The organism is Vreelandella venusta, from assembly GCF_044809155.1.
GTDB classification, from domain to species: Bacteria; Pseudomonadota; Gammaproteobacteria; order Pseudomonadales; family Halomonadaceae; genus Vreelandella; species Vreelandella venusta_B.
Window position 1 is genome coordinate 907,499 of record NZ_CP085241.1, and the last position, 23,633, is coordinate 931,131.

Annotated in this window: 24 protein-coding genes; 7 read left to right on the forward strand and 17 right to left on the reverse strand. The window is 56.4% G+C overall.

Annotated elements, in window-relative coordinates; all coding sequences use genetic code 11:
• Positions 1-44 precede the first annotated feature (44 nt).
• Complete coding sequence (locus tag LG301_RS04330; protein WP_404473764.1) at positions 45-842, forward strand: Cof-type HAD-IIB family hydrolase; 798 nt, start codon at positions 45-47, stop codon at positions 840-842.
• 21 nt (positions 843-863) lie between these two features.
• On the opposite strand, the gene LG301_RS04335 is transcribed toward LG301_RS04330, so the two are convergent.
• From LG301_RS04335 to LG301_RS04350, 4 genes are all read right to left on the reverse strand, one after another.
• Positions 864-1,910 carry a YcjF family protein gene (locus LG301_RS04335; RefSeq protein WP_404473766.1) on the reverse strand — a complete coding sequence of 349 codons (1,047 nt, stop codon included), beginning with the start codon at positions 1,908-1,910 and terminating at the stop codon, positions 864-866.
• Positions 1,907-3,295, reverse strand: a complete 1,389-nt coding sequence (locus tag LG301_RS04340) for a YcjX family protein (RefSeq protein ID WP_404473769.1) — start codon at positions 3,293-3,295, stop codon at positions 1,907-1,909. Before LG301_RS04340 ends, LG301_RS04335 begins: the two co-directional genes overlap by 4 nt.
• Positions 3,296-3,349: 54 nt before the next feature.
• Positions 3,350-3,541, reverse strand: a complete 192-nt coding sequence (locus LG301_RS04345; protein WP_263065644.1) for a hypothetical protein — start codon at positions 3,539-3,541, stop codon at positions 3,350-3,352.
• Between the two features lie 87 nt (positions 3,542-3,628).
• Positions 3,629-4,498: a D-hexose-6-phosphate mutarotase gene (locus tag LG301_RS04350; RefSeq protein ID WP_404473771.1), complete on the reverse strand. Its 870-nt coding sequence runs from the start codon at positions 4,496-4,498 to the stop codon at positions 3,629-3,631.
• Positions 4,499-4,656: 158 nt separating this feature from the next.
• Between LG301_RS04350 and LG301_RS04355 the strand changes: the two genes are divergently transcribed.
• The 4 genes from LG301_RS04355 to LG301_RS04370 all read left to right on the forward strand — a co-directional run bounded on the left by LG301_RS04355 (position 4,657) and on the right by LG301_RS04370 (position 9,527).
• Complete coding sequence (locus tag LG301_RS04355; protein ID WP_263065642.1) at positions 4,657-4,899, forward strand: GlsB/YeaQ/YmgE family stress response membrane protein; 243 nt, start codon at positions 4,657-4,659, stop codon at positions 4,897-4,899.
• A 180-nt stretch (positions 4,900-5,079) separates the two neighbouring features.
• Positions 5,080-7,545, forward strand: a complete 2,466-nt coding sequence (locus tag LG301_RS04360) for a YbeU/YbeR family protein (RefSeq protein WP_404473773.1) — start codon at positions 5,080-5,082, stop codon at positions 7,543-7,545.
• Between the two features lie 106 nt (positions 7,546-7,651).
• Complete coding sequence (locus LG301_RS04365) at positions 7,652-8,287, forward strand: NlpC/P60 family protein (RefSeq protein ID WP_404473775.1); 636 nt, start codon at positions 7,652-7,654, stop codon at positions 8,285-8,287.
• Positions 8,288-8,336: 49 nt separating this feature from the next.
• Positions 8,337-9,527, forward strand: a complete 1,191-nt coding sequence (locus LG301_RS04370) for an MFS transporter (RefSeq protein WP_404473777.1) — start codon at positions 8,337-8,339, stop codon at positions 9,525-9,527.
• Here LG301_RS04370 and LG301_RS04375 read toward each other — a convergent pair.
• Genes LG301_RS04375 through LG301_RS04395 form a run of 5 tightly spaced genes read right to left on the reverse strand, consistent with a single transcriptional unit; the run spans position 9,517 to position 14,366 of the window.
• Positions 9,517-10,134, reverse strand: coding sequence for an ABC transporter ATP-binding protein (locus LG301_RS04375; protein ID WP_404473779.1), 618 nt, complete (start codon positions 10,132-10,134; stop codon positions 9,517-9,519). The two genes, LG301_RS04370 and LG301_RS04375, sit on opposite strands and share 11 nt — an antisense overlap.
• Complete coding sequence (locus LG301_RS04380; RefSeq protein WP_404473781.1) at positions 10,127-10,963, reverse strand: ATP-binding cassette domain-containing protein; 837 nt, start codon at positions 10,961-10,963, stop codon at positions 10,127-10,129. The genes LG301_RS04375 and LG301_RS04380 overlap by 8 nt, the downstream gene beginning before the upstream one ends.
• Positions 10,964-11,008: 45 nt before the next feature.
• On the reverse strand, positions 11,009-11,809 hold the full coding sequence (locus tag LG301_RS04385; RefSeq protein WP_404473783.1) for an ABC transporter permease: 801 nt from the start codon (positions 11,807-11,809) through the stop codon (positions 11,009-11,011).
• The gene (locus LG301_RS04390; RefSeq protein ID WP_404473785.1) at positions 11,806-12,786 is read right to left on the reverse strand and encodes an ABC transporter permease; all 981 of its coding nucleotides are present in this window, start codon (positions 12,784-12,786) and stop codon (positions 11,806-11,808) included. Before LG301_RS04390 ends, LG301_RS04385 begins: the two co-directional genes overlap by 4 nt.
• On the reverse strand, positions 12,777-14,366 hold the full coding sequence (locus LG301_RS04395) for an ABC transporter substrate-binding protein (RefSeq protein ID WP_404473787.1): 1,590 nt from the start codon (positions 14,364-14,366) through the stop codon (positions 12,777-12,779). Before LG301_RS04395 ends, LG301_RS04390 begins: the two co-directional genes overlap by 10 nt.
• A 105-nt stretch (positions 14,367-14,471) precedes the next feature.
• On the opposite strand from LG301_RS04395, the gene nikR reads away from it, so the two are divergent.
• Positions 14,472-14,873: a nickel-responsive transcriptional regulator NikR gene (gene nikR / locus LG301_RS04400; RefSeq protein ID WP_404473789.1), complete on the forward strand. Its 402-nt coding sequence runs from the start codon at positions 14,472-14,474 to the stop codon at positions 14,871-14,873.
• A 63-nt stretch (positions 14,874-14,936) separates the two neighbouring features.
• On the opposite strand, the gene LG301_RS04405 is transcribed toward nikR, so the two are convergent.
• A complete protein-coding gene (locus tag LG301_RS04405; RefSeq protein WP_404473791.1) occupies positions 14,937-15,419 on the reverse strand; it encodes a peptidylprolyl isomerase in 483 nt (160 codons plus the stop codon).
• A 180-nt stretch (positions 15,420-15,599) separates the two neighbouring features.
• On the opposite strand from LG301_RS04405, the gene LG301_RS04410 reads away from it, so the two are divergent.
• Positions 15,600-15,881: a hypothetical protein gene (locus LG301_RS04410; RefSeq protein ID WP_404473793.1), complete on the forward strand. Its 282-nt coding sequence runs from the start codon at positions 15,600-15,602 to the stop codon at positions 15,879-15,881.
• A 98-nt stretch (positions 15,882-15,979) separates the two neighbouring features.
• Here the strand turns inward: LG301_RS04410 and LG301_RS04415 are convergent, their stop codons facing one another.
• From LG301_RS04415 to mnmA, 7 genes are all read right to left on the reverse strand, one after another.
• Positions 15,980-16,447 carry a glycine zipper 2TM domain-containing protein gene (locus tag LG301_RS04415; RefSeq protein ID WP_404473795.1) on the reverse strand — a complete coding sequence of 156 codons (468 nt, stop codon included), beginning with the start codon at positions 16,445-16,447 and terminating at the stop codon, positions 15,980-15,982.
• Positions 16,448-16,741: 294 nt separating this feature from the next.
• A complete protein-coding gene (locus tag LG301_RS04420; RefSeq protein ID WP_404473797.1) occupies positions 16,742-18,340 on the reverse strand; it encodes an isocitrate lyase in 1,599 nt (532 codons plus the stop codon).
• A 396-nt stretch (positions 18,341-18,736) separates the two neighbouring features.
• Complete coding sequence (locus LG301_RS04425) at positions 18,737-19,159, reverse strand: GNAT family N-acetyltransferase (RefSeq protein WP_404473799.1); 423 nt, start codon at positions 19,157-19,159, stop codon at positions 18,737-18,739.
• A 2-nt stretch (positions 19,160-19,161) separates the two neighbouring features.
• Complete coding sequence (locus LG301_RS04430) at positions 19,162-20,340, reverse strand: JmjC domain-containing protein (RefSeq protein ID WP_404473801.1); 1,179 nt, start codon at positions 20,338-20,340, stop codon at positions 19,162-19,164.
• A 55-nt stretch (positions 20,341-20,395) separates the two neighbouring features.
• Positions 20,396-21,781, reverse strand: coding sequence for an adenylosuccinate lyase (gene purB / locus LG301_RS04435; RefSeq protein WP_404473803.1), 1,386 nt, complete (start codon positions 21,779-21,781; stop codon positions 20,396-20,398).
• A gap of 58 nt (positions 21,782-21,839) precedes the next feature.
• A complete protein-coding gene (hflD, locus tag LG301_RS04440; protein WP_404473805.1) occupies positions 21,840-22,478 on the reverse strand; it encodes a high frequency lysogenization protein HflD in 639 nt (212 codons plus the stop codon).
• On the reverse strand, positions 22,475-23,617 hold the full coding sequence (mnmA, locus tag LG301_RS04445; protein WP_404473807.1) for a tRNA 2-thiouridine(34) synthase MnmA: 1,143 nt from the start codon (positions 23,615-23,617) through the stop codon (positions 22,475-22,477). Before mnmA ends, hflD begins: the two co-directional genes overlap by 4 nt.
• Positions 23,618-23,633: the final 16 nt, after the last annotated feature.

The following is a 23,633-nucleotide window of genomic DNA, read 5'->3' on the forward strand; positions in this document are numbered from 1 at the left end:
GGTTTACTCAGGGCTGCTGATCTATTGGTTAACGAGGAGCGCTTATGACACCGCGGCTGATTGTTTCCGACCTTGATGGAACGCTGTTAGGCAGCGACCACCGGCTGCACCAACGCACGATTGACGTGCTGCGCGCGCTAGCGGAACAAGGGCATCATGTCGCGCTGGCCTCGGGTCGTCATTACCATGATATGCGGGTATTTCGTGATCAATTGAAAATTCCCGCTCATTTAATCAGCACTAACGGGGCTTATACCCACGACCCTGAAGGTAGCCTGCTGAATGCTACCCATCTTGCGCCTGCCCATGCCCAAGCGCTGATTCAGCTACCGCGTCCGCCCCAAGTGCGGCTTAGTCTCTACCGTGAAAATGGCTGGCATGTGGATGCTGAAGCGCCGCATTTACTGTCGTTGCACGCCTCAACGGGCTTTACCTATGAGGTCGTGCCGCCGGAAGAGATGGAGGCTAGCGGCGTAGGGAAAGTGCTTTATTTAGGTGACCCGAAGGCGCTAGCGCAGCTAGAGGCCTTGGCATTGGAGCAACATGGCGCCGACCTGCACATTACTTATTCGACAACCAATGCGTTAGAGATTATGGCCGGGGGCGTTAATAAAGGCGTGGCGCTTGCGGCGCTACTTGAGCGGCTGGGCTTAACGCCCGCAGATTGCCTGGCGTTTGGCGATAATCTTAACGATATCGAAATGCTTAATTTAGCAGGCGAGGCGCAGGTGATGGCTAACGCACACCCTGAACTATTTGAGCGTATAAAAGGCGCTGAGCGCATTGGTCATCACGGTGAAGTCGCCGTAGCGGCGTGGTTGAGCAAGCGGTTTGGGCTATAGCGCCGTTAACAACCTATCGCGTTAATCACGTGCCTTGTCTGCGGGAACCGGTTCTTTATCCAGGCGTTTGATCTGCCGCCACAGGTCTTGGCGCAGATCGGCAAGTTTGGGCTGCTCTTCTTGAGTAAACGCCACGGGGCGGCAGAGGCGTTGGGCGCGAAGGCCTAAGCGTGCACTGAGTAACCCAGTCGCGAGGCCTTGGCCTGCCCGTGCGGAGAGCCTGCCTGCCAAATCGAGCGAGAGCATATCCATGCTGGCATCGGTGGCGAGTTCGCTAGCACCGGCAAACGCCATATTGTGCAGTACGTTGCGAAACAGCCGCAGGCGGCTGGCGTAGCCAAGCTCAAGGCCGTATAGGCGGCATAGCCGATCAACCATGGCGAGGCTGCGCCAAGCTACTAACGCCATATCGACCAAGGTGAGCGGGCTGATGGCGACCATAACGGCGGTTTCACCGGACATGCGGGTAATCAAACGCTGGGCTTCACGGTCACGGGGCGCAAGCAGGTGATAGCGAAGCAGGGTTTGGAGCTCTTCGCCGCTATGGTGGGGCTGGCTGGCGCGCTGAAAGGCCAACCAGTGCGGGTCATCATCGGCCAGTTTTAGCTGGCGCCTAAGCTGCTCGGCCATGGCGCGGGCCTGCTGTGGGGATCGCAGCGGTAGTTCGGCAAGGTCGGCGCGCAGTTTGTCGTGGCGTTTCAGGCGGTGCAAACGCCCCAGCTCTTTAAGCAGTGAGATTCCGCCTAAGCTAATCAGGCTAATCCCGAACAGCTGCCAGGCAATGGCCAGCCATTGCGATTGTGCGAGTGCATCGGGTATACCGGTGACGAGTTCGGCGGTGCCAAGCGCAGCGCCGCCGCCCAGGGCAAATAGCAGCCCCCAGCGGCGCTTGCGCGGTGCGCCTAAGCTGGTGGCAGGCAGGGCTTGCTCTTCTGCCAACGGTGCCAGCGGGTGATGCTCGCTGGTGCCGGAAAAGGCTTCACGTTGGCGCAATGCCGAAGCTGCTTCAGCGGCCGTTTCTGGCGTGTCATCCAGCGTAAAATGACGGCGTGGCTGCGGGGTAGTCATGACAGTTTATCTCCAATCAGCCAGTCGATGGCGGCGTCCATACGGATATGATCCAGCGCTTCTGAGTGAGTAGGCATTGGCCGAAAACTGGGGAAGTCGAACCCTTGCTGCTGCCAAAAAGCGGCAGCGGGTAGCCGGGCGGGCACATCGCCGGGGTAAACCAATACGTCTTCACCCTCTAAGGTAGTGCCGCGCAGAGCAGGTGAGCGCTTACCCTCATGGGTGACCTCGCGGGCTTCCGTGGCGCGAATTGCCGCTAGCGAAAGTGCTTTAACCGGCACGTTAGCAAAGCGTAGATCTTTGAGTGGCTCTGCCAGTAAGGCCTCTAATAGCTGTACCACGTTGCCGTGTTGGTCAGGGGTAACGTGATCTGCTTTGGTAGCGGCAATGGCTAAACGGTCGATTTTGGGCGCAAACAGGCGCGTGAGCAGGCTGCGTTTGCCGTAATCAAAGCTTTGCATCAGCTGGCGCAGCGCTCTCGAAAGGTCTTCAAAACGCTCTGGCCCGGCATTAAGCGCGCCAAGCACATCCACCAGCACGATTTGGCGGTCAAAGCGGCGGAAGTGGTCACGGTAAAAAGGCCGTACCACCTGCTGCTGATAGTAGCGAAAACGCGCCGCTAACATGGCGTAAACGCTGGTGTCGGGCAGTGCTTCCAGGGTCTCTTTGGGAGTGCGAAGCGCCGGTAACGGAAAAAACTGTAGCACTGGCGCGCCGTCTAGCTCTCCTGGCAGCAAAAATCGCCCTGGCTGGAGGTCTGAAAACCCCGCTTGCTTGGCGCGCCTTAGCCCTTGAGCATAGGCTTCTGCAAGCGTGGCGAGTTGGGCTTCGTCCGCTTCTGCGGCGGGGTCTAGCTGCTCCGCTTCGGCTAACCATTCACTAAACAGTGCTTTCCGGTGTGGCCCTTCAAGCTGCGACTGGGCGTGACACCAGCTATAAAAGTCATGCTGCAGTAGGGGGAGATCCAGCAGCCACTCGCCGGGGTAGTCAAACAGATCCAGCGTTAGGTGGGCGATGTCTGGCGTCAGCCAGCCCTGCTGCGCAGGCCGGTAGCGCAGCTGCAAGCGCAGCTCGCTGATGCCGCGGGTTGGTTCAGGCCAGCGCGGTGGCGTATCGCGCAGTGCGGCCATGCCAGGGTCGTAGGGAAAGCGCGGCACGCCGAGGTCTGGCTGGTTCAGCCGTTGCGCACCTAATAAACGCCCTTCGCGCGCTGCCGGTAACAAATCAAGCTGCGCCTCCACCCCGGCGTGGCGCAGCTGATTCACTAACGAGGTCAAAAACGCCGTTTTTCCCGCTTGCGATAGCCCGGTAACCGCCAGCCGTAGCTGACGGTCACGGCCACGCTCTAACAAATTGCTCAATTCGCGGCTTAACGGCTGGCGCATAAAACAGGCCTCGTAGGCATCATATAACTAATAAGGGTGCTATTAGCGTAGCGGCTACTGCCGCAGCATGAGCACCAACTGGTAAAACATCGGCATCGTTGCAATTTGAAAGCCTATCACTGCGATGACATAGCCTGGCCATTTGCGCGACATTTTTTGGGCGAGCGTCAGGCCAACCAAGCACACCACCATTCCCACTAGGTTAAACGCAAGCGTGGCTGCCTCAAGCCAATCTTGAGGATTCATGGAAGCTCCTTGTCTGAGTTACGTGGCACTTTTCGATACGGCTACATTACCAAGTAATTAATGTGGCAGTGATGACTAACGTTCGAATTAGCCGCGGCTTAATGTCGTACCTAGTAGGTGTTGCGCACCCGGTACCAGCCATACCGGGTCTAGACGGGTATTGGCCGCTTCTACACACAGAAAGTGGCGTGCTGCCTCAGCGGGGGTGTCGCTAGGTAGCTCGCTGTTGGGGTGCCACACGACGGTAGAATCACTGGACTGTTTGGCGATGCGTAGGCTTCGCTTTCCATCGTTAAGTAGTACGGCTTCATTGGTGTGGTAAATGCGGTCAACCGCGCCGCGAATAGCCAGCGTTCCCTGTTGCTCGTCTTCGGCAAAATCGCGCAGCTTATCTAGGTAGCGCGCGCCTGCTAGCCCCTCCAGGCGGCATTGATGGGTATCGTCAACGGCTACGTAGGTATGCAGCGCGCCGCTGGTTTTAATCGGGGTATCGCCAACGTTTTCGCTAATCAGCTCAACGTTTAGCCGCTGGGCGTTGGCTTGAATAACCACGCGTGCCGTCAATACGCTATGCAGTCGCTGAGCGGGGGAGAGGTGAACTTCGATGCCTTCGGCGTGCTCATCCACGGCTTCTAGGTGCCACTGGGCATGGCGGGCAAGGCCGTGAAAGGGGCCATCACGTTCAGGGCTTTCATCGGCATAACGCTCATCTCCAAACCACGGCCAGCACAGTGGAATGCCGCCACGGATGGCGCCGGGTAGCGCTTGTGGCGTAGGGGTGACCCATAGCCAGCCCTCATCGCCTGTGGGTTGAAAATGCAGAACCTGTGCGCCCTGAAGGCTGATCACCATTTCTCCCCAGGCCATTTTGAACAGCACTACCTCGCGCCCTTGCCAGTTGGCCTGTTGCTGGCCATCTACGTTGCTAAGGAGCTGTTTGAGAGAATCGGGGATCATGGGATTTCCTTTATAGAGAGCAAGCATCCGGTGCGCCGAACATAAGCGCTGTGTGCTATGTTAGGACAAGCGCGATGCGTAGGTAAAACCATTGGCTATATGAAGTAGCTAACGTAGATAGATAAAACCCCAAGCAAAGTGAATATCAAGGAGGCACTATGGGCTTTATTGCATGGTTAATTATTGGTGGTTTAGCTGGCTGGATTGCTGGCAACATCATGCGCGGCGGCGGTTTCGGTGTGCTGGGTAATATTGGTGTCGGTATTGTCGGTGCTTTGGTTGGCGGCTTCCTGTTCAGCCTCTTAGGGCTTCAAGCCGGTGGCTTTATCGGCTCGCTGGTGACGGCGACCGTCGGTGCTGTCGTCTTGCTATGGGTCATCAGTAAAGTCAAAAGCGCTTAGCGCCACATAGCCTGTCCTGTATGCGCTGCCCGGCCTTTGTGTCGGGCAGCGTTGTTTTGTGGCGTTGCTATCGGTCTTGGCACAAGTTTCCGTTACACTATGCAGCTTTAGCAGCCTGGTTAGGGCTGCTTCATTTTGTTTGGCTTTCATTGATCGTTTTCTGCTTCTTCGAGGTGTCTTTTGGTCGACGCGCTGAATGCCTGGTGGGCCCAACAGCTGGTGCTGTGTGATTGGGCGTTTACTCCACACCCGCTGGCGGTGGATGCAGTGGCGGCTGAGCAGCGCCTACAGCAGCTAGGTATCGCCCACCGGGGCGAGCTGGCCGACCAGCTTTTCCACGGCCTGGGTGCAGCCTCGGGTGAGGCCGATCGGCTTTTAGGTGCACTTGAGTGGGCCGCGCTGGCGGGTGCTGCGGGCTGGATATCCCAAGCAGAGGCCACCCGCTGGGCCCACCACGTAACGCGGCGGATCACCTCAGAATACAGCGACCTGCGGGCCTGGCTTTCGGATCTGCGCCGAGCGCTGGGCGCCAAGGGCTGGGAAACGGGGGCTGACGATCGCTTTATTGATGCCTGTCAAGCGTTAGCCGACCTGGAGAGCGAAGGCGAAGGGATTACCTGGGAGACGCTTGAACACGAGCTGTTAATCTTGCCTGACCCTGCGTCGCTATGGCCGCAGGTGCCTGCTGCTCAGCCGTGGCGGCTATGTGCGCTGTTCAGGCCGGTGATGAGCTATCCGGCCACTACCATCGACTGGCCTGATGCCCCTGTATGGTTAGAGCGTATTTGGCAGGTGCACAGCCGTGAACAGCTACTTGAGGTTATTCTATGGTTAAGCGCCCAGGGTGAGCGTCAACGCTGGGATATTGAAGCCCGAGAACTACTGACCATGGATAATGCACAGCGGCTGGAGTGGCAGCGTAATGTGCTTGAAGACTCCCCCTATGCGCCGGTACTCAATAAGTTTGTCAGCGAAGGTGAGCCGCTAGAGTGGGCAGCCTGGGACTGGCTTCGGGTAGTGGAGTTGGCCTGGGCGGGGGCCTGCTGTGAGTGGCTAAGTCAAGAAGAGGCTGACGCCTTGGCGGCTCACGCTGCCGACTTAATAGGGCGCCGCTATCACGATTGGCATGCCGTGTTGAAAGCTTACCTACGTGGCCAAAGCCTGTTCGAAGGGGTCGACCGTCGAGGCATGACGCCCAGTGTTCGCTATAAGCTGCTGATGCACGCGCCCCATAGCCCCTGGAAGCACTCGCTGGGGGCGTTGCTGGATGATGCGACGCGCAGCGCTTCTCGAACGCTTATCAAGCAGTGGCGCAATTCACCGCACCACTGGCTGCTAGCGCTAGCGAGCGTGCGCGAGCCTGATGTCATGCTACGCCAGCTTAATCCATCCGCACCTATCGCTGAGCAGCGCCGCGCCGATGCCGCGATTTACCTCCAAGATTCGTTGGGCTTACATGCTGATGAAGGCCATCAGGCATTAGCCCGTTACTGGCTGCCCGCCCAGGCGCATCACCTTAATCAGCTGGCTGCGGATGCGGTACACGGCGTGAGGCCGCCTTCACAAACACCGTTTGGCCAACCGACGCCCGATGAGCTTCAGCAGCGCAATGCCTTGAGAGGCGTGAGCCGCCATGCGGCGACTATTCATATGGCGGAGAAGTTCGCTTTTTATCTGCATATGGCGCTGGATAGCGGGCTGTTTGAACAAGCACCACTAATGGAATACGCCAACGCCCTGCGTAGCTGCCTGTGCCGTTTTTATGCCACGCCGAAGCGCTTGTTGGATGCATGGTTCGCTTGGGAGAGCTGCCTGCCCGAGCCTGAGCACGACTCGCTGATTAACGAGATTGCATGGCACCTGGATGACCCTGGCAGCCTGTTTCATTGGCTTGATTGGCGCCACGACGCTTGGTGTGAACCCGGCGAGCGGCCAACGCTAAGTCACTTTACGGCGATGTCGCTGGTAGGGCCGCTCAATAGCGCGGTTTGGAGCGAGCCTCAGGTAGAAAGCCCGCGAGAGTGCGCTGATATTCGCGAGTGGGTAGAAAGTCACTACCATTTGAGCAGTGCGAGTGACATGCAGGAGTTTTTAACCTTCATGCTGGAGTCTGGCGACCGGCAGGAGTATCAGATTAACTATGCGCCTTACACGCTTAACCCTGAACGCCTAGATGCTGAAATCGCTATTTTGGAGTCGGGCGACTGTGCGGAAGAGGAGCGCCACCATTTGCTGCGGTTGCGCCGTGTGCGCAGCAACGAAGATGGCTGTAATGATCTGGACATGGCGGCCTGGGATATTGCTCAGCTGGTAGACCTTGCCATTGCGGCTCGACAGCTTGGCTGGCTGGAGCGTAAAGCCTTCGCGGATGTATTGGATCGCGCATACCAATTAGCCGCCAACCATTACGCCGGTTGGCAAGAGTACGCGGCAGGCATGTACGCAGGTTTTTCATTTTTTATGGGAGAAACCCCTGAACGAGACAGCTTTTTAGCGGGTTTTCGTCAGGCGATGGTCGCTTGGATATGCGGAGCGCCGGTATTAGCAGGTCCGTGGTCGAGCCTCGATTTTCCTGGCAATAAGCCGCGCCATTTTGCGCCGCTGCATATTGATACCTTGCCGGGTGATCAGCGAACGCTACATTGATGCTCGCCAAACATAAGATAATTAGCTTATAGTCCTTAGGCTGGAAAAATGAGATTTGTCATACTTTACTCTCTTTCACTGTCCATACTGTTACGAGGTTAAGCGCATGGTTGCGTTGCCACACCCCGCTGTGACCGCTGTCCGTGTTGTAAGTGCTTGTGTCGTTTTTGCTTTTTTAGCTGGCTGCGCTGGTTCAGCCTCGCGCCAAGGCATGGAAGCCCCCGAAGATTATTTTGCGATGTCGCTGCCGGGGATGGAGGGGGCCGCTCCTCAGATGTCGCCCGTTGATCCCATCGATGCACATCTGCGTAGCCTCCAGACGCCTCCGCCAACAGCTGTTCGCCAAGCGCTGTTAGAACAGCACCAGCGATGGGCCGGTACGCCTTATCGGATTGGCGGGACGACGGATCGAGGGATCGATTGCTCCGCTCTGGTAAGAAACGTTTTCCGCGATACCTTTAACGTTGAGTTACCCCGATCTACCCGAGGACAAGTGCATGAGGGACGCCCGATCGACCGCCAAGAGCTGCAGGCGGGCGATCTGGTCTTCTTCCGCCCACCCGGTGCTTACAACCATGTGGGCATTTACGTTGGAAATGGCTATTTCCTCCATGCTTCCACATCGAAAGGTGTGATTATTTCAAGCCTGGATAATAGCTACTGGCAACGCTACTACTGGCAGTCACGCCGCACCTTAGAGCCGACTAACCTCGCCCAGTTGGGTAGTCGTTTTACCCAGTAAGTGCGTGCCACCACCGCTTTCATACTCGGCGTTTAATAGTGGGAATGGCATGATCGAAGCCAAAACGCGCGCCTGGTGGCGCGCGACGGCGGCCCTATGCTTAGGGTCGTTTCTTGTGTTCATCAATTTGTATGTGCCTCAACCGCTGTTGCCTGGGCTGAAAGACGCTTACGGGGTCTCCACCCTGGGTGTCAGTCTACTGATGTCGGTATCCACGCTCTCACTCGCCTTAGCGCTGTTGGTTTTTGGGCCGCTTTCTGATGCTATCGGTCGAGAGGCCATCATGCGCATTACGCTGCTGCTGGCGGGTGTCCTTTCACTGGCGCTAGCGTTTGCACCGACCTTTGAAAGTCTTCTATTTCTGCGCCTACTGCAGGGGTTTGTTTTAGGCGGTTTGCCTGCCGTTGCGATTGCCTGGATGGGGGATGAGTTCGATAAGCCCGCGTTACTGGGCGCTGTGGGGCTTTACATCGGTGCCAACTCCCTAGGTGGCATTAGTGGGCGGATTGTTGGCGGGGTTGCCGCTGATGTAGGCGGCCCTACCGCGGCCTTTTTAGCGGTTGGAGCAATGACGATAGTCGGCTGTGTGGTTTTCTGGAAACTTTTGCCCAATAGCCGCGCCTTTACCGCCAAGCGTTTTAAACTGCGCCAAGCAATGGGGGATTTGCTGGGCCATCTGCGCACCCCCGTACTGTTGGCAGCCTACTGCTTAGGCGGCATTAACTTTCTTATCTTTATCAATCAATATAGCTATATCACCTTTCGCTTGGCGGGCGAGCCCTACCACTTAGCCGCCAGCGGCCTAGGGTTAATTTTCCTCACTTACCTCGGTGGCACCTTTGGCTCTACCGTTTCAGGCCGATTAGCCGGGCGCTTTTCTCCTGCTAGCTGTATCAGCACAGGGGTAGTTATTTTGATGTTCGGCACGGCGGTCACGCTCGCTGATAGTTTGGTGTTGATTATCGTCGGTTTAACCATCAATGCGTTTGGCTTTTTCCTGGCCCACTCGCTGGCATCTAGCTGGGTAGGCCGTTATGCCCAGGGCGCGCGGGGCAGCGCCTCGGCACTCTACTTGGTGTTCTACTATTTGGGGGCTAGCGTGGGAGGGTTTTGGCTGGAGTCTTTCTGGCGGTGGGGGCAGTGGCAGGGGGTGGCCGTAGGCTCCTGGCTATTGCTGACGGTTACTCTGAGCATTGGCGTCGGCATGTGGCGCTTTGAGCGTCGCGCGCTTACGCGCTAGTAGCGAAGGTGCCATGAGTAAGGTGGCAGCGCCGCTGGCATAGGCGTTCCAACAGGGCCGTATCATGGCTGATGACCAGTACGCCTAGCCGGTGTTGTTCAGCGTATGTTTTGAGTGCCTGCCATAGCGCGACCTGGGTAATGGGGTCGAGCATGGTGGAGATTTCATCGGCAATTAAGTACTTCACGCCGGGTGCTAAGGCTCTTAACACGCAAATGCGCTGTAATTCTCCACCGGATAGTGCATGGGGGAAGCGCGATAGCCAAGCAGGCTGAATGCCAAACGCCTGAAGAAGCGCTGCTGGCGGCGTCCATGCCTCATTAAGGATTTTACCGACTCGCCAGCGTGGGTTAACAGCAAGCTCGGGCGACTGCGGCAGCCACTGCACTGGGCTTAACCCACGGGCTGGAAGCGGCCTGCCCTCTACACAAATACGCCCCTTCTGCGGGCTAAGCTGCCCTGCTAACAGCTTGCCAAGGGTTGATTTCCCCGCGCCTGAATCACCGCTTAGCCCTAACCACTCCCCTTTATTCAGGGTGAGTGAAATATCATGTAGCAGCCGCTCGTCAGGACGAAAGCCAAACTGTAGGTGATGAACTTCAAGCAACGCTCGTCTCCTGACTATCTACCCTATCGGTTAAATCGTTTGGGCCAAGGCAAAAGGCATTGTCCGGCAGCGCTTGCCATAGGGCCTGGGCATAAGGGCTTTGAAGGCGCTCACCGCTGCCTTGAAAGGCGCAGGCGGTCGTCGTTTCTATGCGCTGCCCCTGGCGCATAATCGTCACCTGATCAGCAATGGGCAGAGCGTGACGTAAATCGTGGGTAATCAACATGACGGCCTTGCCTTGATCGGCCAGTGCTTTCAGTGCTGCCATCACGCGCTCACGCTGCAGCGGATCCAGCCCAACGCTGGGTTCGTCGGCAATAATCAGCTGCGCGTGGCTAACGTGGGCCATGGCGGTGAGTACTCGTCGTGCCATACCGCCCGAAAGCTCATGGGGGAAGGCATTCTGTGCATCGTCATTTAGCTGGTAGTGAGCGAGCGCTTTACCCGCATTTTGCCAGGCACTGGCTTTCGCGTGCCCCGCGCGGCGAGCTGCCCAGCTTACCTGGCGCTGGCTGCGGACTAACGGGTCGAGTGCGCTGAGTGATTGGGGGATTAATGCAAGCTGGTGCCCGCGAAGCGCGCATTGGCGGGCAGGCGTTAACGGTTCAGACTGAAAAACAAGCTGACCGCTGGTTTTGGCACCTTCAGGCAGTAAGCCCATAATCGCGTAGGCGAGCAGGCTCTTTCCCGCACCGGAGGCTCCGACAATAGCGTGTACTTCTCCTGGCACAAGACTTAACGATATCTGCTCAAAACAGGTAGCCCATTGCCGTTTCCACCAGGGCTGGTAGTAGGGCAGCTGTAGCGTGAGACGATCAATATGCAGCACAACAGGCTCCTTGAGTGGGTGACAGCAGGCAGTGATGCCACTGCGCTATAGCGCCCGCCGTAACGTAAACGCTAGTCGATCAATGCACAGCACTAGCAGCAGCAGCCCTAACCCTGGGAACACCCCAAGCCACCAGTAGCCTGCGGTGATATAGCGCATGGCGTCCGCCAGTAATACCCCAATGGCCGGCTGGTTGGGGTCTAGGCCAACCCCTAAAAACGTGAGGGCGGCTTCATGCAAAATGGCGTGGGGAAACATTAGTAGGGCACCGACAAGGCAGTGGGGCAGTACGTGGGGTAATAAATGACGCCGCAGGATAAACCCGCGGGATTTGCCCAGCGAGCGTGAAATACGCACGTAAGGGGCATGTCGCAGGGTGAGTAGCTCAGCCCTCAGCACCCTTGCTAGGCTTGGCCAGTGGGTAAGGGCAACGGCAATAATGACTGCCTGGGTGCCTCCGCCCAGTGCAAAGGCAATTAGCAGCAGTAAAATCAAATGCGGCACGCTGAGCAGCGTATCGATCAGTAAGCTGACCAGCGCATCAAGTTTACTGGACAGCGTGGCGATGGCGGCCAAGGTTAACGCAATGGCGGTGCCCAGCAGTGCCGCGCTGATACCGACCCAAAAGCTTAACCGAAGCCCGGCCAGGGTGCGTGCCCATAGCTCACGGCCCAGCGCATCGGTGCCTAGCCAGTGGCTGGCGCTGGGCGGTGCAAGGCGCGCATCAAACTGCATTTGCTGAGGTGCTTCTCCGAGCCATAAGGGGCTTGCGATGAGCATGCTCAACATAACGGCAGCCAGTGCGAGATAGCTCACAGCATAAAGGCGCGGTTGGGAGGGACTCATAGGTGCCCCTGCTCGATACGTGGGTCAACCAGGTGGTAAAGGCTATCGGCGATTAGATTACCTACGCTGACGAACAGCGCGGTAAAGAGCGCAATGCCCAATAGCAGGGGGACATCGCTACGCAGCCCTGCCTCAACGGTGGCTTGCCCAAGCCCTGGGTAGGCAAAAATCTGTTCGATTAAAATGGCGCCGCCAAACAGCTCGCCCAAAGAGGCAAACGCTAAGGTCAGTGCGGGGAGGCTTGCGTGGCGAATACCGTGGCGCCAGGCAATATCAATACGGCTGGCCCCCTGGGCAAAGGCATGGGTGGCAATTTCGGAGCGCATCAGCGCAATCATGCGCGTGCGTGTATGGAGCGTGATAGAGGCAATGCCTAAGAGTGTCAATGTCGCAACGGGAAGCGCTAAATGATGCAGTCGGGTGAGTAGGCTGACCTCTTGGATAAGCATCCCCGGTGGGCCTGCGCAGCAGATAGGCGTCCAGCCCAGGTACACCGAAAACAGCAGTACGCCTACTATACCGAGCCAAAAAGTGGGGGTTGAGGCGGTGATATACGCATAGCCGCTAATCACTTTATCAAGCGTAGACCCCTCTTTGGCGCCTGCCATAATGCCGAGTGCTAGGCCCACCAGCACTGAGAGCAACCAGGCGCTGCCAAGGAGTAGAATGGAGCGGGAAAAGCGCTGGCTGATGACCTCGCTGACCGGCTGGTTGTAGATATGGCTCCAGCCAAGTTCGCCGCTGAGCAGTTGACGTAGCCAGTGGCCAAACTGAACCGCCGGAGGTGCTTCAAAGCCCCAGCGCTCTGCAATGAGGGCGCGCTGCTCAGGGCTCACCTGGGCCATTTGCGGGCCGAGGTAGGCGTCTACCGGGTCGATGGGGGACAGCATCATGAGCCCGAACGACAGCGCGGCGACGCAAAACAGTACCAGTGTTAAGCGCAGACAGCGGTAGGCTAGCCAGTGGGTTAATCGCATGCCCAGCGCCAATCCTGAAGGTTGGCGGTAATGGGCCAGCCGTGGCCGTGGGGAGCGACACCCAGCTCGCCAACCTCTAGGCAGCGGTGGGCAGCATAGACGTGAGCAAGGTTAACCATCCATGCCCAGCTTGCATCACCACGACTACCGTAGCCGGTTTCGCCATCCCACTGGGCAGCCTGCCAATGTTGGTTGGCGGTTTCCTGGTCAGCCGCTGTTTGAGCCGCGTCTAAATGGCGGTCTACCGTAAGGTTAGCGTAGTAGCCGCTGTTATAGAAGCCAAAGCCCGCGTGCTGGCTATGAAACAAGTAGTACACTTCCTGGGGGCTGTGGCTGCCAAAGCCGAACACAATGGCATCCTGGTGAAGCGCCTCGCGCTGTATTTCGTCCCAGTGGCGACCTGTGGGCTGCATCTCAATCCCCAAGGGGCCCACCATGTCGGCACTCACCTGGGCGAGTAATTGGCGCGTCGTATCGCTAGCCGGGTAGGTTAAGCGAAAGCGCGCAGGCTGGCCGCCCTTGTAGCGCAGCCCGTCTGCACGAAGCTCCCAGCCTGCGTCATCTAAAAGGGCATGCGCACGCGTAAGGTTAGGCGCATCAAACGCTTCCTCTGTATGGCTCCATGCCAAACCGTCGGCAGGGCCAAACGCAGGGCGGCCATAGCCATGTAGGGCAACGTCTACCAGCGTTTCTCGATCAAGGGCTAGGTTAATTGCCCGACGGATAGCCATATCGGCGGTGACATCATTACCAATAGGAGCGCCTGAAGGTGCGCGTTCACCGCTCGCAGGCTGCATTGGGAACAAGATGCCGCGGTTGTCTACGCTCTCCATCACTATCCGCTGCATATGGGTAGGAATATTGGCCGCCAGCGCCGGTGGCAGCGCCGCGAGGTCAACTTGCCCGGCGTGCGCGGCACTTAAGGTGGTGTCTTCCCCGGTAAATAGAAACACTAACCGCTCAAAGGCAGGTGGTTCACCGTAATAGTAGGGGTTACGCTCAACGATGAGCTGTTCGCCTTCCTGCCACTCCACCAGTTGGTAAGGGCCAGCGCCAAGGGGTTGTCGACCATAATGATCGCCATAGCCATTGTCCCGCTCTGCGGCAGGCACAATTCCTAGGGTCATTAACTGGTCGATAAAGGTGATGCGGGGTGCTTTCAGGGTCAGCTCAACGGTATATCGATCAATGGCGCGGGCTTCTTGTAGCGCGCTAAGGTCGGCTCGCCCGCCTGCCTGGGACGCTGCATTAAAAGTATAGGCAACATCTCTCGCCGTTAGCGGTGTGTTATCCGAAAAATAGGCATCGTCACGTAGGGTGAGCGTCCAGGTGAGGCGGTCTTCTGACAGCGACCACGCCGTAGCAAGCGCAGGGTTAGGGGTAAGGTCATGATCGCGGGATAGCAACGTTGCCTGAAACAGCGGATTGCCATACTGGCCCCAACCTAATAGAGGATCGAACCCTTGCTCGGGCTCACCACCAATGGCAAGTACAAGCTGATCTTTCGCTTGCAGTGTGGTACTCAACGCTAAGCAGGTAGTGGTCAGTCCCAGTAGTAGGGGGCGTTTAAAGCGGAGCATAGCTGAGCCTTTTCACTTAAAGGTATGATGTTTTCACAATAACATCATACTATCAGCGCTGGAAGTTGCGGCAGTGCACCACACCCAATCGGCGAAGGAGGGAGTATGCAGCGGGTAACAGTGACGCTGGACGAGGAGCTTTTAAGCGAAGTTGATGCGCTGATGGGGCTGCGGGGCTATCAAAATCGTTCGGAGGCCATCCGTGATTTAACCCGTAGCGGGCTAAAACAGGCCAAAGAGGAGGTGGCGCCTGATGCGCCGTGCATGGGGGCGCTGGTCTATGTTTACGATCATGCCGCACGGGACTTAACCAAGCGCTTAACTCGCCACTCCCACGATCACCACGATCTGACGCTTTCAACCCTGCACGTTCATATCAATCACGATAGCTGCCTGGAAGTGGCGCTGCTAAAAGGGCAGGGAAGCGCTTTGAAACAGTTTTCCGATGAAGTGACTTCGTCGCGCAGCGTGCGTTACGGCCAGCTCGTGCTGATTCCTGACGAGTGAGCACCAACCGTGCCTATAAAAAAAGGCGGCCCATTGGCCGCCCCTTGATCGCATTCGAGCCGCTTAGTGCTCGACGCCACCTTCGCCGTGCACGTGGCCGTGCTCGACTTCTTCTGCACTGGCTTCACGAACAGTATCGATCTCAACATCAAAGTTGAGCTGCTGGCCAGCGAGCGGATGGTTGCCATCGACAACAATCGTATCGCCTTCAACCTTCTTAACGGTGACCATTAACGGGCCGCCTTGGGTCTGTGCCTGGAACTGCATACCCGGCTCGATGCTTTCAACGCCCTGGAAAGCATCGCGCGGTACTTCTTGCATCAGCTGCTCTTGAACTTCGCCGTAGCCTTCGGCGGGTGAAACGGTGACATTGAGTTTGTCGCCCGCTGCACGGCCTTCGAGTTCTTTTTCCAAGCCTGGGATAATGTTGCCAGCGCCGTGGAGATACGTCAGCGGCTCGCGGCCTTCGGAACTGTCAAGCACCTCACCTGCATCGTTGGTCAGGGTATAGTGGAACGCGACAACCGAGTTTTGCGCAATTTGCATTGAATAACCTTTCGGTGAGTGCATGTCCCAATATGGTAACGCGTGTGGGCTGGCTTGTCAGGGGGTAAGCCGGGTTTTTCCCGCTACTGGCCTTTGGCGGTATTGCGCCTTGCGGTGTGCGGGGATACTCTACAGCCACAACTTTTTCCCTCTTTTAGACAACCTTCAACGGAGTTTTCCATGACGATCTTGTTGATTTGGGTCATCGCGTTTGTCCTGATCGCCTACTTTGCCCATAAGCGTTGGGACAGCGGTGTCAGCCAAGGGCTTGATAAGATGCTGCCCAGCGTTTTAAAAACGCACGGTGAAAATCGCTACCTTTGGATTGGTGCGATGGCCGTGCTAGGTGCCACCACGCTTGTCCGCCCGGTGGATATTTTGCTTGTGGTTATTTTGCTGGCAATCATTGGTCTTATTGTTATGAAGCTAGCAAACTGGGCGAGCAGCAAAGCAACGCACTAAACATCAGCGCAGCCATAAAAAAAAGCGCCCGATCAGCTTAGCTGGTCGGGCGCTTTCGCATTTAGAGCACAGATAGAAATGTGCGCTATGGCAGGAGCTTAGTAGGGCGCAACGCTCATGTTGGCACCACTGCCAATCAAGCGAACCCGCTGGCCCGCTTGGAACTGACGATCGGCACGCTGAACGACAATAACGTCGGTGCCGTCATCGCGGCGGATTTCCATTTCCAGAGCGCGAACCCGATTAACGCGGTCTTCGGCTGCCGTACCAGCGACCGCACCGCCTAACGCGCCTGCCACTGTTGCCAACTGACGACCGGTGCCGCCGCCTATCTGATTACCTAAAAGACCACCGATAACCGCGCCGCCGCCGCCGCCTAACAGGCCGCCGGTACGGCTATCTGCCTGAATTTGTACCGGACGTACTGCGACAATGGTGCCGTACGCAACGCTTTGGCCGGTTTGGGCCTGGCTGCCGCGGTATACATCGCCTGAATAAGGAGCCGTATTGGCACAGCCCGCCAATGTCAGAATGCTTAACGCAGCAACGGGTAGTAGACGTTTCATTAAAACCTCCAGTGTCTCAGCGCAATGGGCTGCAACGGATATCATGATAATAGAACAGCGTTCGTTAAAAGATAACGGAAGCGTAGAGCTTTGACCAGCCGTCAGTAAAAAAGGTCATAAAGTGTTGTGTAGCGGTATATTACGCAAACAGTGTGCAAATACGTTGCATATGCACAGCGTCGTTTCACTCGTTTGCACGAACAGTCGGGCGGCCGAGTGATTAACAAGAACGAAAAAGGGGGCTTTCGCCCCCTTTGGTGTGCTGGTTAGCCTTCATGGCTGGGTTGGTACGACTTAACCAAATTGATTCATCGTGTTGTCTTTACCGCCAGCTTTCAAAGCGGCATCGCCGTGGAAAAACTCTTTATGGTCGTCGCCAATGTTAGAGCCTGCCATATCCTGGTGCTTAACCGTTGCAATACCTTGGCGGATCTCTTCACGCTGAACGCCTTTCACGTAGGCTAGCATACCCTCATCGCCAAAGTAGCCTTTCGCTAAGTTGTCGGTAGAAAGCGCTGCGGTGTGGTAAGTCGGCAGCGTAATCAGGTGATGGAAGATGCCGGCTTCACGGGCGCCATCGCGCTGGAAGTTACGTGTCCACTCATCAGCTAATTGGCCAAGTTCAGTGTTGTCGTACTCAACGCTCATCAGCTTGTCACGCTGGTAAGCAGAAACGTCTTTACCTTCTTTTTCCCACGCATCAAATACTTGCTGGCGGAAGTTCAGCGTCCAGTTGAAAGACGGTGAGTTGTTGTAAACCAGTTTGGCATCCGGGCACACTTCGCGAATGCGGTTAACCATGCTAGCAATTTGGCCAACGTGGGGTTTCTCGGTTTCGATCCACAGCAGGTCAGCACCGTTTTGCAGGCTGGTGATACAGTCCAGAATAACGCGGTCTTCACCGGTGTTGGGCTTGAACTGGTAAAGGCCTGATGCCAAACGCTTGGGCTTAACCAGCTTGCCGTTCTGCTTGATAACCACGTCGCCGTTGTTGATGTCGGCAGCGTTCTCGATGACATCGCCATCCAAGAAGCTGTTGTACTGATCGCCCAGGTCACCTGGCTCGTTGGTCACGGCGATTTTCTGCGTTAGGCCTGCGCCTAGTGAGTCAGTACGTGCCACGATCACACCATCATCTACGCCTAGTTCTAGGAAGGCGTAACGCACAGCGTTGATTTTGGCCAGGAAGTCCTCATGGGGAACGGTCACTTTACCGTCCTGGTGACCACACTGCTTCTCGTCAGATACCTGGTTTTCCAGCTGGATGCAGCACGCGCCCGCCTGGATAAACTTCTTGGCCAGCAGGTAAGTCGCTTCGGCGTTACCAAAACCAGCGTCGATGTCGGCAATAATCGGCACGACATGCGTTTCGTGATTATCGATTTTGCTGATCAGCTCTTTCTCTTTAGCGCTATCGCCGGCTTCTTTGGCATCATCCAGTGCGCGGAAGAGGTGGTTAAGTTCCCACGCATCTGCCTGCTTCAAGAAGGTGTAAAGCTCTTCAATCAGGTTGGCAACAGAGGTTTTCTCGTGCATGGACTGGTCGGGCAGCGGGCCAAACTCAGAACGCAGCGCGGCAACCATCCAACCGGAGAGGTAGAGGTAGCTACGCTTGGTGGTGCCAAAGTGCTTCTTAATAGAGATCAGCTTTTGTTGGCCGATAAAACCGTGCCAGCAGCCCAGCGATTGGGTGTACTTTGATGTATCAGCGTCGTAGGCCGCCATGTCTTCACGCATGATTTTTGCGGTGTAGCGGGCAATATCTAGGCCGGTGTGAAAGCGGTTTTGGGCACGCATACGAGCGGCGTATTCTGGCTTGATCGCTTCCCATTTACCGCCTTGTGCTTCGCGTAGTTGGGCGATGGCTTTAATATCGTCGAGAAGTCCTGACATGAGCTGATACCTCCGGGGTCGTGATAGCGATATCGCAAGTGACGTTAGCTAACGCTTATGCTGCACTTGCGAAGTTGTTTCAGAGTTACTTATTTAAGTTGCTGTGTCGCTTAGATAATCGTCTCTAAGAAAAACGTCTCTAAGCGGAACGTCGCATGCGCTAAAAAGCCATGGGGCAATCAATCGAATGCGCCGTACTGCAATGCAACAACTATCAACCAGTCGGACGTATTGAACAATTGACACTTGGGGGCAGAAGGGGTTGTAACTCGACTACAGGGCCTAGGCATAACGCCGCGTTTGTGTAGTCGTTTTCCGTCAGGGCATGACGAATAGGCCAAAAAAAGCGCCACCCAGCGGGGTGGCGCGTCAGCCTGCCTTAGACGATAGAGCTTCTTACAACGTTAGTGCCATGTGGCGGTGAGGAATGCCAGCGTCCATAAATACATCCCCATAGGCCACAAAGCCTAGGCGTTCATAAAACGCCAGCGCATGTAATTGGGCGCTTAGCTCGGCAGTTGTATGGCCAGCGTCACGCGCGGCTTGAATGGCGGCCTCCATCAGCTGAATGCCAATTCCCTTGCCGCGGGCGCTGGAGAGCACCGCTACCCGACCGATATGGCCATCGGGTAGCAAGCGGGCGGTGCCCACCGGTTGGCCATCCAGCGTGGCTAAAAAGTGGTGGCACTCAGGGTCCCGGCCATCCCACTCTTCCTCTTGGGGTACGCGCTGCTCGTCGATAAACACCGTAGAGCGAATAGCGGAAGCCGCATCCCCTAGCGTGTGCCAATCGCCGCTGATGATGTCTTCAGAACGCACCGTTACTCCTCATCTTCTTCGCCCATAAAGCCTAGGCTGCCCGTGTTGATAAGCTGCGTGACAAGCGCGGCGGCCCCGCTTAGCTCCAGCACATCAGCCCGAATGGGCATGGGATTTGCAAGTCGTTTAGCGAGTGATTCAGAGCAGGCATGGCCATCGCCGTCAACAAACAGCGTAGTGCCGGAGGCATCGCTGCGCCATGCAAAGCGAGAACCCGGCATATGAAACAGTGGCTCACCGCCTTGTAGTTGAGCAACAAGGTCGTCTTCGTTCATCGGCTCTTCAAGCGGCACAATTTGGTCAATATATTTTGGCTGTGTCATCACGCGGCCAAACCATTGCGCCATTTGCTCCGGCTGATCCAGGGTTTCCAAGATAAACTGCCGCATACGCTCAACGGCAGCATCATCCAGTTCACCCACTTCCTCGGCGGGTGACATACCTGCATCGCTATACCGCTGGGAGGCAGGCAGCTGTTCACCGAGATAATCAGCGTAGGAGGTAATAGCTTCATCTGCTGAGGGCGCGCGAAAGCCCACCGATATCGTCATGCAGTCATCGGTTTGGCTAACCCCATGGTGTGCCCAGCCAGGGGGCAGATAGAGCATATCGCCGGGGGCTAGCGTCCAGTCGGAGTCTGCTTCTACTTCAAAGGTTTCCAGAATGCGCAGGTCGATTCCTTGGATGATCGGTGCATCGTCAGACTGCTTGCCACCCAGCTGCCAGCGACGGTGGCCGCTGGCTTGCAGTAAAAACACATCATACTGATCGATATGTGGGCCAACGCTGCCGCCAGGCGGTGCGTAGCTGATCATGATGTCGTCCAACCGCCAGCGGGGCAGAAAATCAAACTCATCCATTAACGCCGCAACGGCGGGGACGTAGTGGTCTACAGCCTGTACCAACAGGCTCCAGTTGTCTTCTGGAAGCCGTTCAAAGGTGGCATCGTCAAATGGCCCATGGGATACCTGCCAGGGACCATCGGGGCCTTCTTCCTCGACTAGCCTAGCTTCAACGCCTGGCTCACAGGCGAGACCCGCTAGCTCATCAGGGTCGATAGGGCTGATAAATTCGGGAATAGCGCCACGTATCAGCAGCGGTTTCTGTTGCCAGTAGTTGGCCAAAAAGTCTTCTGGGGTTAAATCGCCCAGCAGCGTTAATGGCGTATTGGGTTGGCTCATGGCAGTATCCTAAATAGGTGAACGCGGCGCTATTAATAGTAAGAGCAACGACCCGTTACAGTGAGTTTAGCCGTTGGGTAATGGCTTCGGCTTGCGCCGTTGCATTACCGATGTAGCTTGCCGGCGAGAGCGCTTTCAGCTCATCTTTTACCGTAGCGGGTAATTCGAGCGTATCAATAAAGGCGGCAAAACCGGCTTGATCAATACGCTTACCACGGGTGAGTTCTTTGAGCTTTTCGTAAGGTTTTTCAATGCCGTAGCGACGCATTACCGTTTGGATAGGCTCGGCAAGCACTTCCCAGCTGTTGTTTAAATCTTCTGCCAGCCGCTCTGGGTTAGCTTCCAGCTTGCTGATGCCTTTTAGGCTGGCTTGGTAGCCGATCAGCCCATAGGCTAAACCGACGCCGAGGTTGCGGAGTACCGTGGAGTCTGTCAAGTCGCGCTGCCAGCGTGAAATCGGCAGTTTTTGGGCTAAATGGCTAAGTACCGCGTTGGCCAGTCCGAGGTTACCTTCTGAGTTTTCAAAGTCGATCGGGTTAACTTTGTGCGGCATGGTGGATGAGCCGATTTCGCCTTCCACAGTGCGCTGCTTGAAGTAGCCTAGTGAGATATAGCCCCATACGTCGCGGTCAAAGTCGATCAGGATGGTGTTAAAGCGGCAGATGGCATCGAACAGTTCAGCAATGTAGTCGTGGGGTTCGATTTGCGTGGTGTAAGGGTTAAAGCTTAAGCCCAGGCCCTCTACAAAGGTGCGCGCATTGGCTTCCCAATCGATATCTGGATAAGTGGTGAGGTGGGCGTTGTAATTGCCCACGGCGCCGTTGATCTTACCTAAAATCTCGACGCTTTCGATCTGCTTAAGCTGGCGCTTTAAGCGATATGCCACGTTGGCCATCTCTTTGCCCAGCGTGGTCGGGCTGGCCGTTTGGCCGTGGGTGCGAGATAGCATAGGCTGACTTGCGTGGGCAACCGCCAGCTTGGCAATATCGTCGGCAACCTCATGCATAGTGGGCAGCAAAGCTTTTAAGCCGTCGGCCAGCATCACGCCATACGAGAGGTTGTTGATGTCTTCACTGGTACAGGCAAAGTGAATAAATTCGGTGACGGCATTGAGTTCGGTTTGGCCTGCAATCTTCTCTTTCAAGAAGTACTCAACCGCTTTGACATCATGGTTCGTTGTGCGCTCGATCTCCTTGATACGCTCAGCGTCCTCTACCGAGAAGTCACGAATCAACTGCTCTAAAAACGCAGTCGCTTCAGCGGAAAGCGGCGGAACTTCGATAATTTGACCGTGGTCTGCCAGGCGCTGCAGCCAGCGCACTTCCACAATTACGCGCGCGCGGATCAGGCCAAATTCGCTGAAGTGTTCACGTAACACAGCGGCTTTCGCGCCGTAGCGGCCGTCAACAGGGGAGAGAGCGGTCAAAGCAGAGAGTTGCATGGCGTAGGTTTCCAGGTGGTCGAGAGAGTCGTTAAAAGAGCGGTTTTATGCAAAAGCGTTAGCTAAGGCTATCGAGCGCGCGACGTAGGGCTTTGCGCTGGAAAACAAGCTTCCAGCGGCGTCCGCCCAATTGGTGCCAGAGCAGTGCAAAGCGAATGCCGGCCATCAAGCACGCGCGAACCCGCTCCGGCATCATACGGGTTTGTAAAAGCGACGGATCGCCCTGCACTACAATGCGCGTTTTAAATGTCGAGATAGTCTCTTGGTAGGCTTCACCAAGACTGGCAATGACATTTTCATGGGTGGTGCCGAAGTGCTCAGACTGGCCCTGCACATGGGCTAGCTTTTGGCCAAGCAGCTCCATCATGTGGCGATCAGTGCGCAATTTGTTCATTAACAGAAGCAGTGAAAAGCCATAGCGTAGCACCACGGGGTTAGCCTGTTTGCGGCCCACCAGAGCTTCAAGGGTATCCAGCCCGCGGCGAAGGTTGTTGGGATGGCCGCCATAAATAGCTTCAAAACTTTCTGGATTGGTATCTACCGTGGCGTTAATCAGCGTTTCCCAGGCGCGAGTGTCAACGTGGCCCGTACGGGCAAGCTCGTCCACAAGGCTTGCCGCTTGAAAAACGCCCGCAAGGGCGAGTGCCTGGCGGGCAGCGGGGGAATCTGGGGCACGATGAATAGGGGTTGTACTCATGCAGCAGCCTCCGAAGCGTTCCAAGTGGCGCGAATAACGCCGCCGCCCAAACAGATATCACCATCGTAAAGAACCAGCGATTGGCCTGGCGTAACGGCCCATTGCGGATCGTCAAACAACACTTCCACGCTGCCATCGGGAAGGGCGCGCATTTCGCAGGGGCAGTCGCTTTGGCGATAGCGGGTTTTGGCGGTAAAGCGGCCTTGCAGGGTTGGTGGCTCGCCCGCAACCCAGTCCATTTTTTCAGTGGCGAGGGTGTCGGTATAGAGCAGCGTATGATGCTTGCCCTGAACGGCAATCAATACGTTGCGATCAAGGTCTTTCGCCGCCACGTACCAAGGGTCTTCCGAATAGTTGGCCAGACCGCCGATGCCTAAGCCCTGGCGCTGGCCGAGGGTGTAGTACATGAGACCCATATGCTTACCAATGACATCACCTTCGGGCGTTTCAATGGTGCCGGGCTGCGCGGGCAGGTATTGCTGCAGGAAGTCGCGGAAACGACGCTCGCCAATAAAACAGATGCCGGTGGAGTCTTTCTTCTTGGCGGTGACTAAATCGTGCTGCTCAGCCAGTGCACGTACTTCGGGTTTTTCCAGCTCGCCCACAGGGAACAGCGTGCGGGCAATAGCTGCTTCGGGCACCGCGTGTAAAAAATAGCTTTGGTCTTTATTGCCATCCAGGCCTTTCAGCAGGCGCGGGCGCTGTTCGCGAATCCCTTGGCGCACATAGTGGCCGGTGGCGATTTTATCCGCGCCCAGCATTTCAGCGTACTCAAGAAAGACCTTAAATTTGATTTCGCGATTGCAGAGGATATCTGGGTTGGGGGTTCGCCCAGCCTTGTACTCGGCGAGAAAGTGCTCAAACACGTTATCCCAGTACTCAGCGGCGAAGTTGGCCGTGTGCAGCTTAATGCCCAGCTTCTCGCACACTGCTTCAGCGTCGGCAAGGTCTTCTTTTGCCGTGCAGTACTCAGTGCCGTCATCTTCGTCCCAATTCTTCATAAACAGGCCCTCAACCTCGTACCCCTGTTGGAGTAAAAGAAGGGCGGAAACAGACGAATCAACGCCACCCGACATACCGACAATCACTTTGCCGCTGGCGGTGGACTCGGTAGTGGACGACCCAGTGGTGGCCGACATAGGCATCCTCAATAGA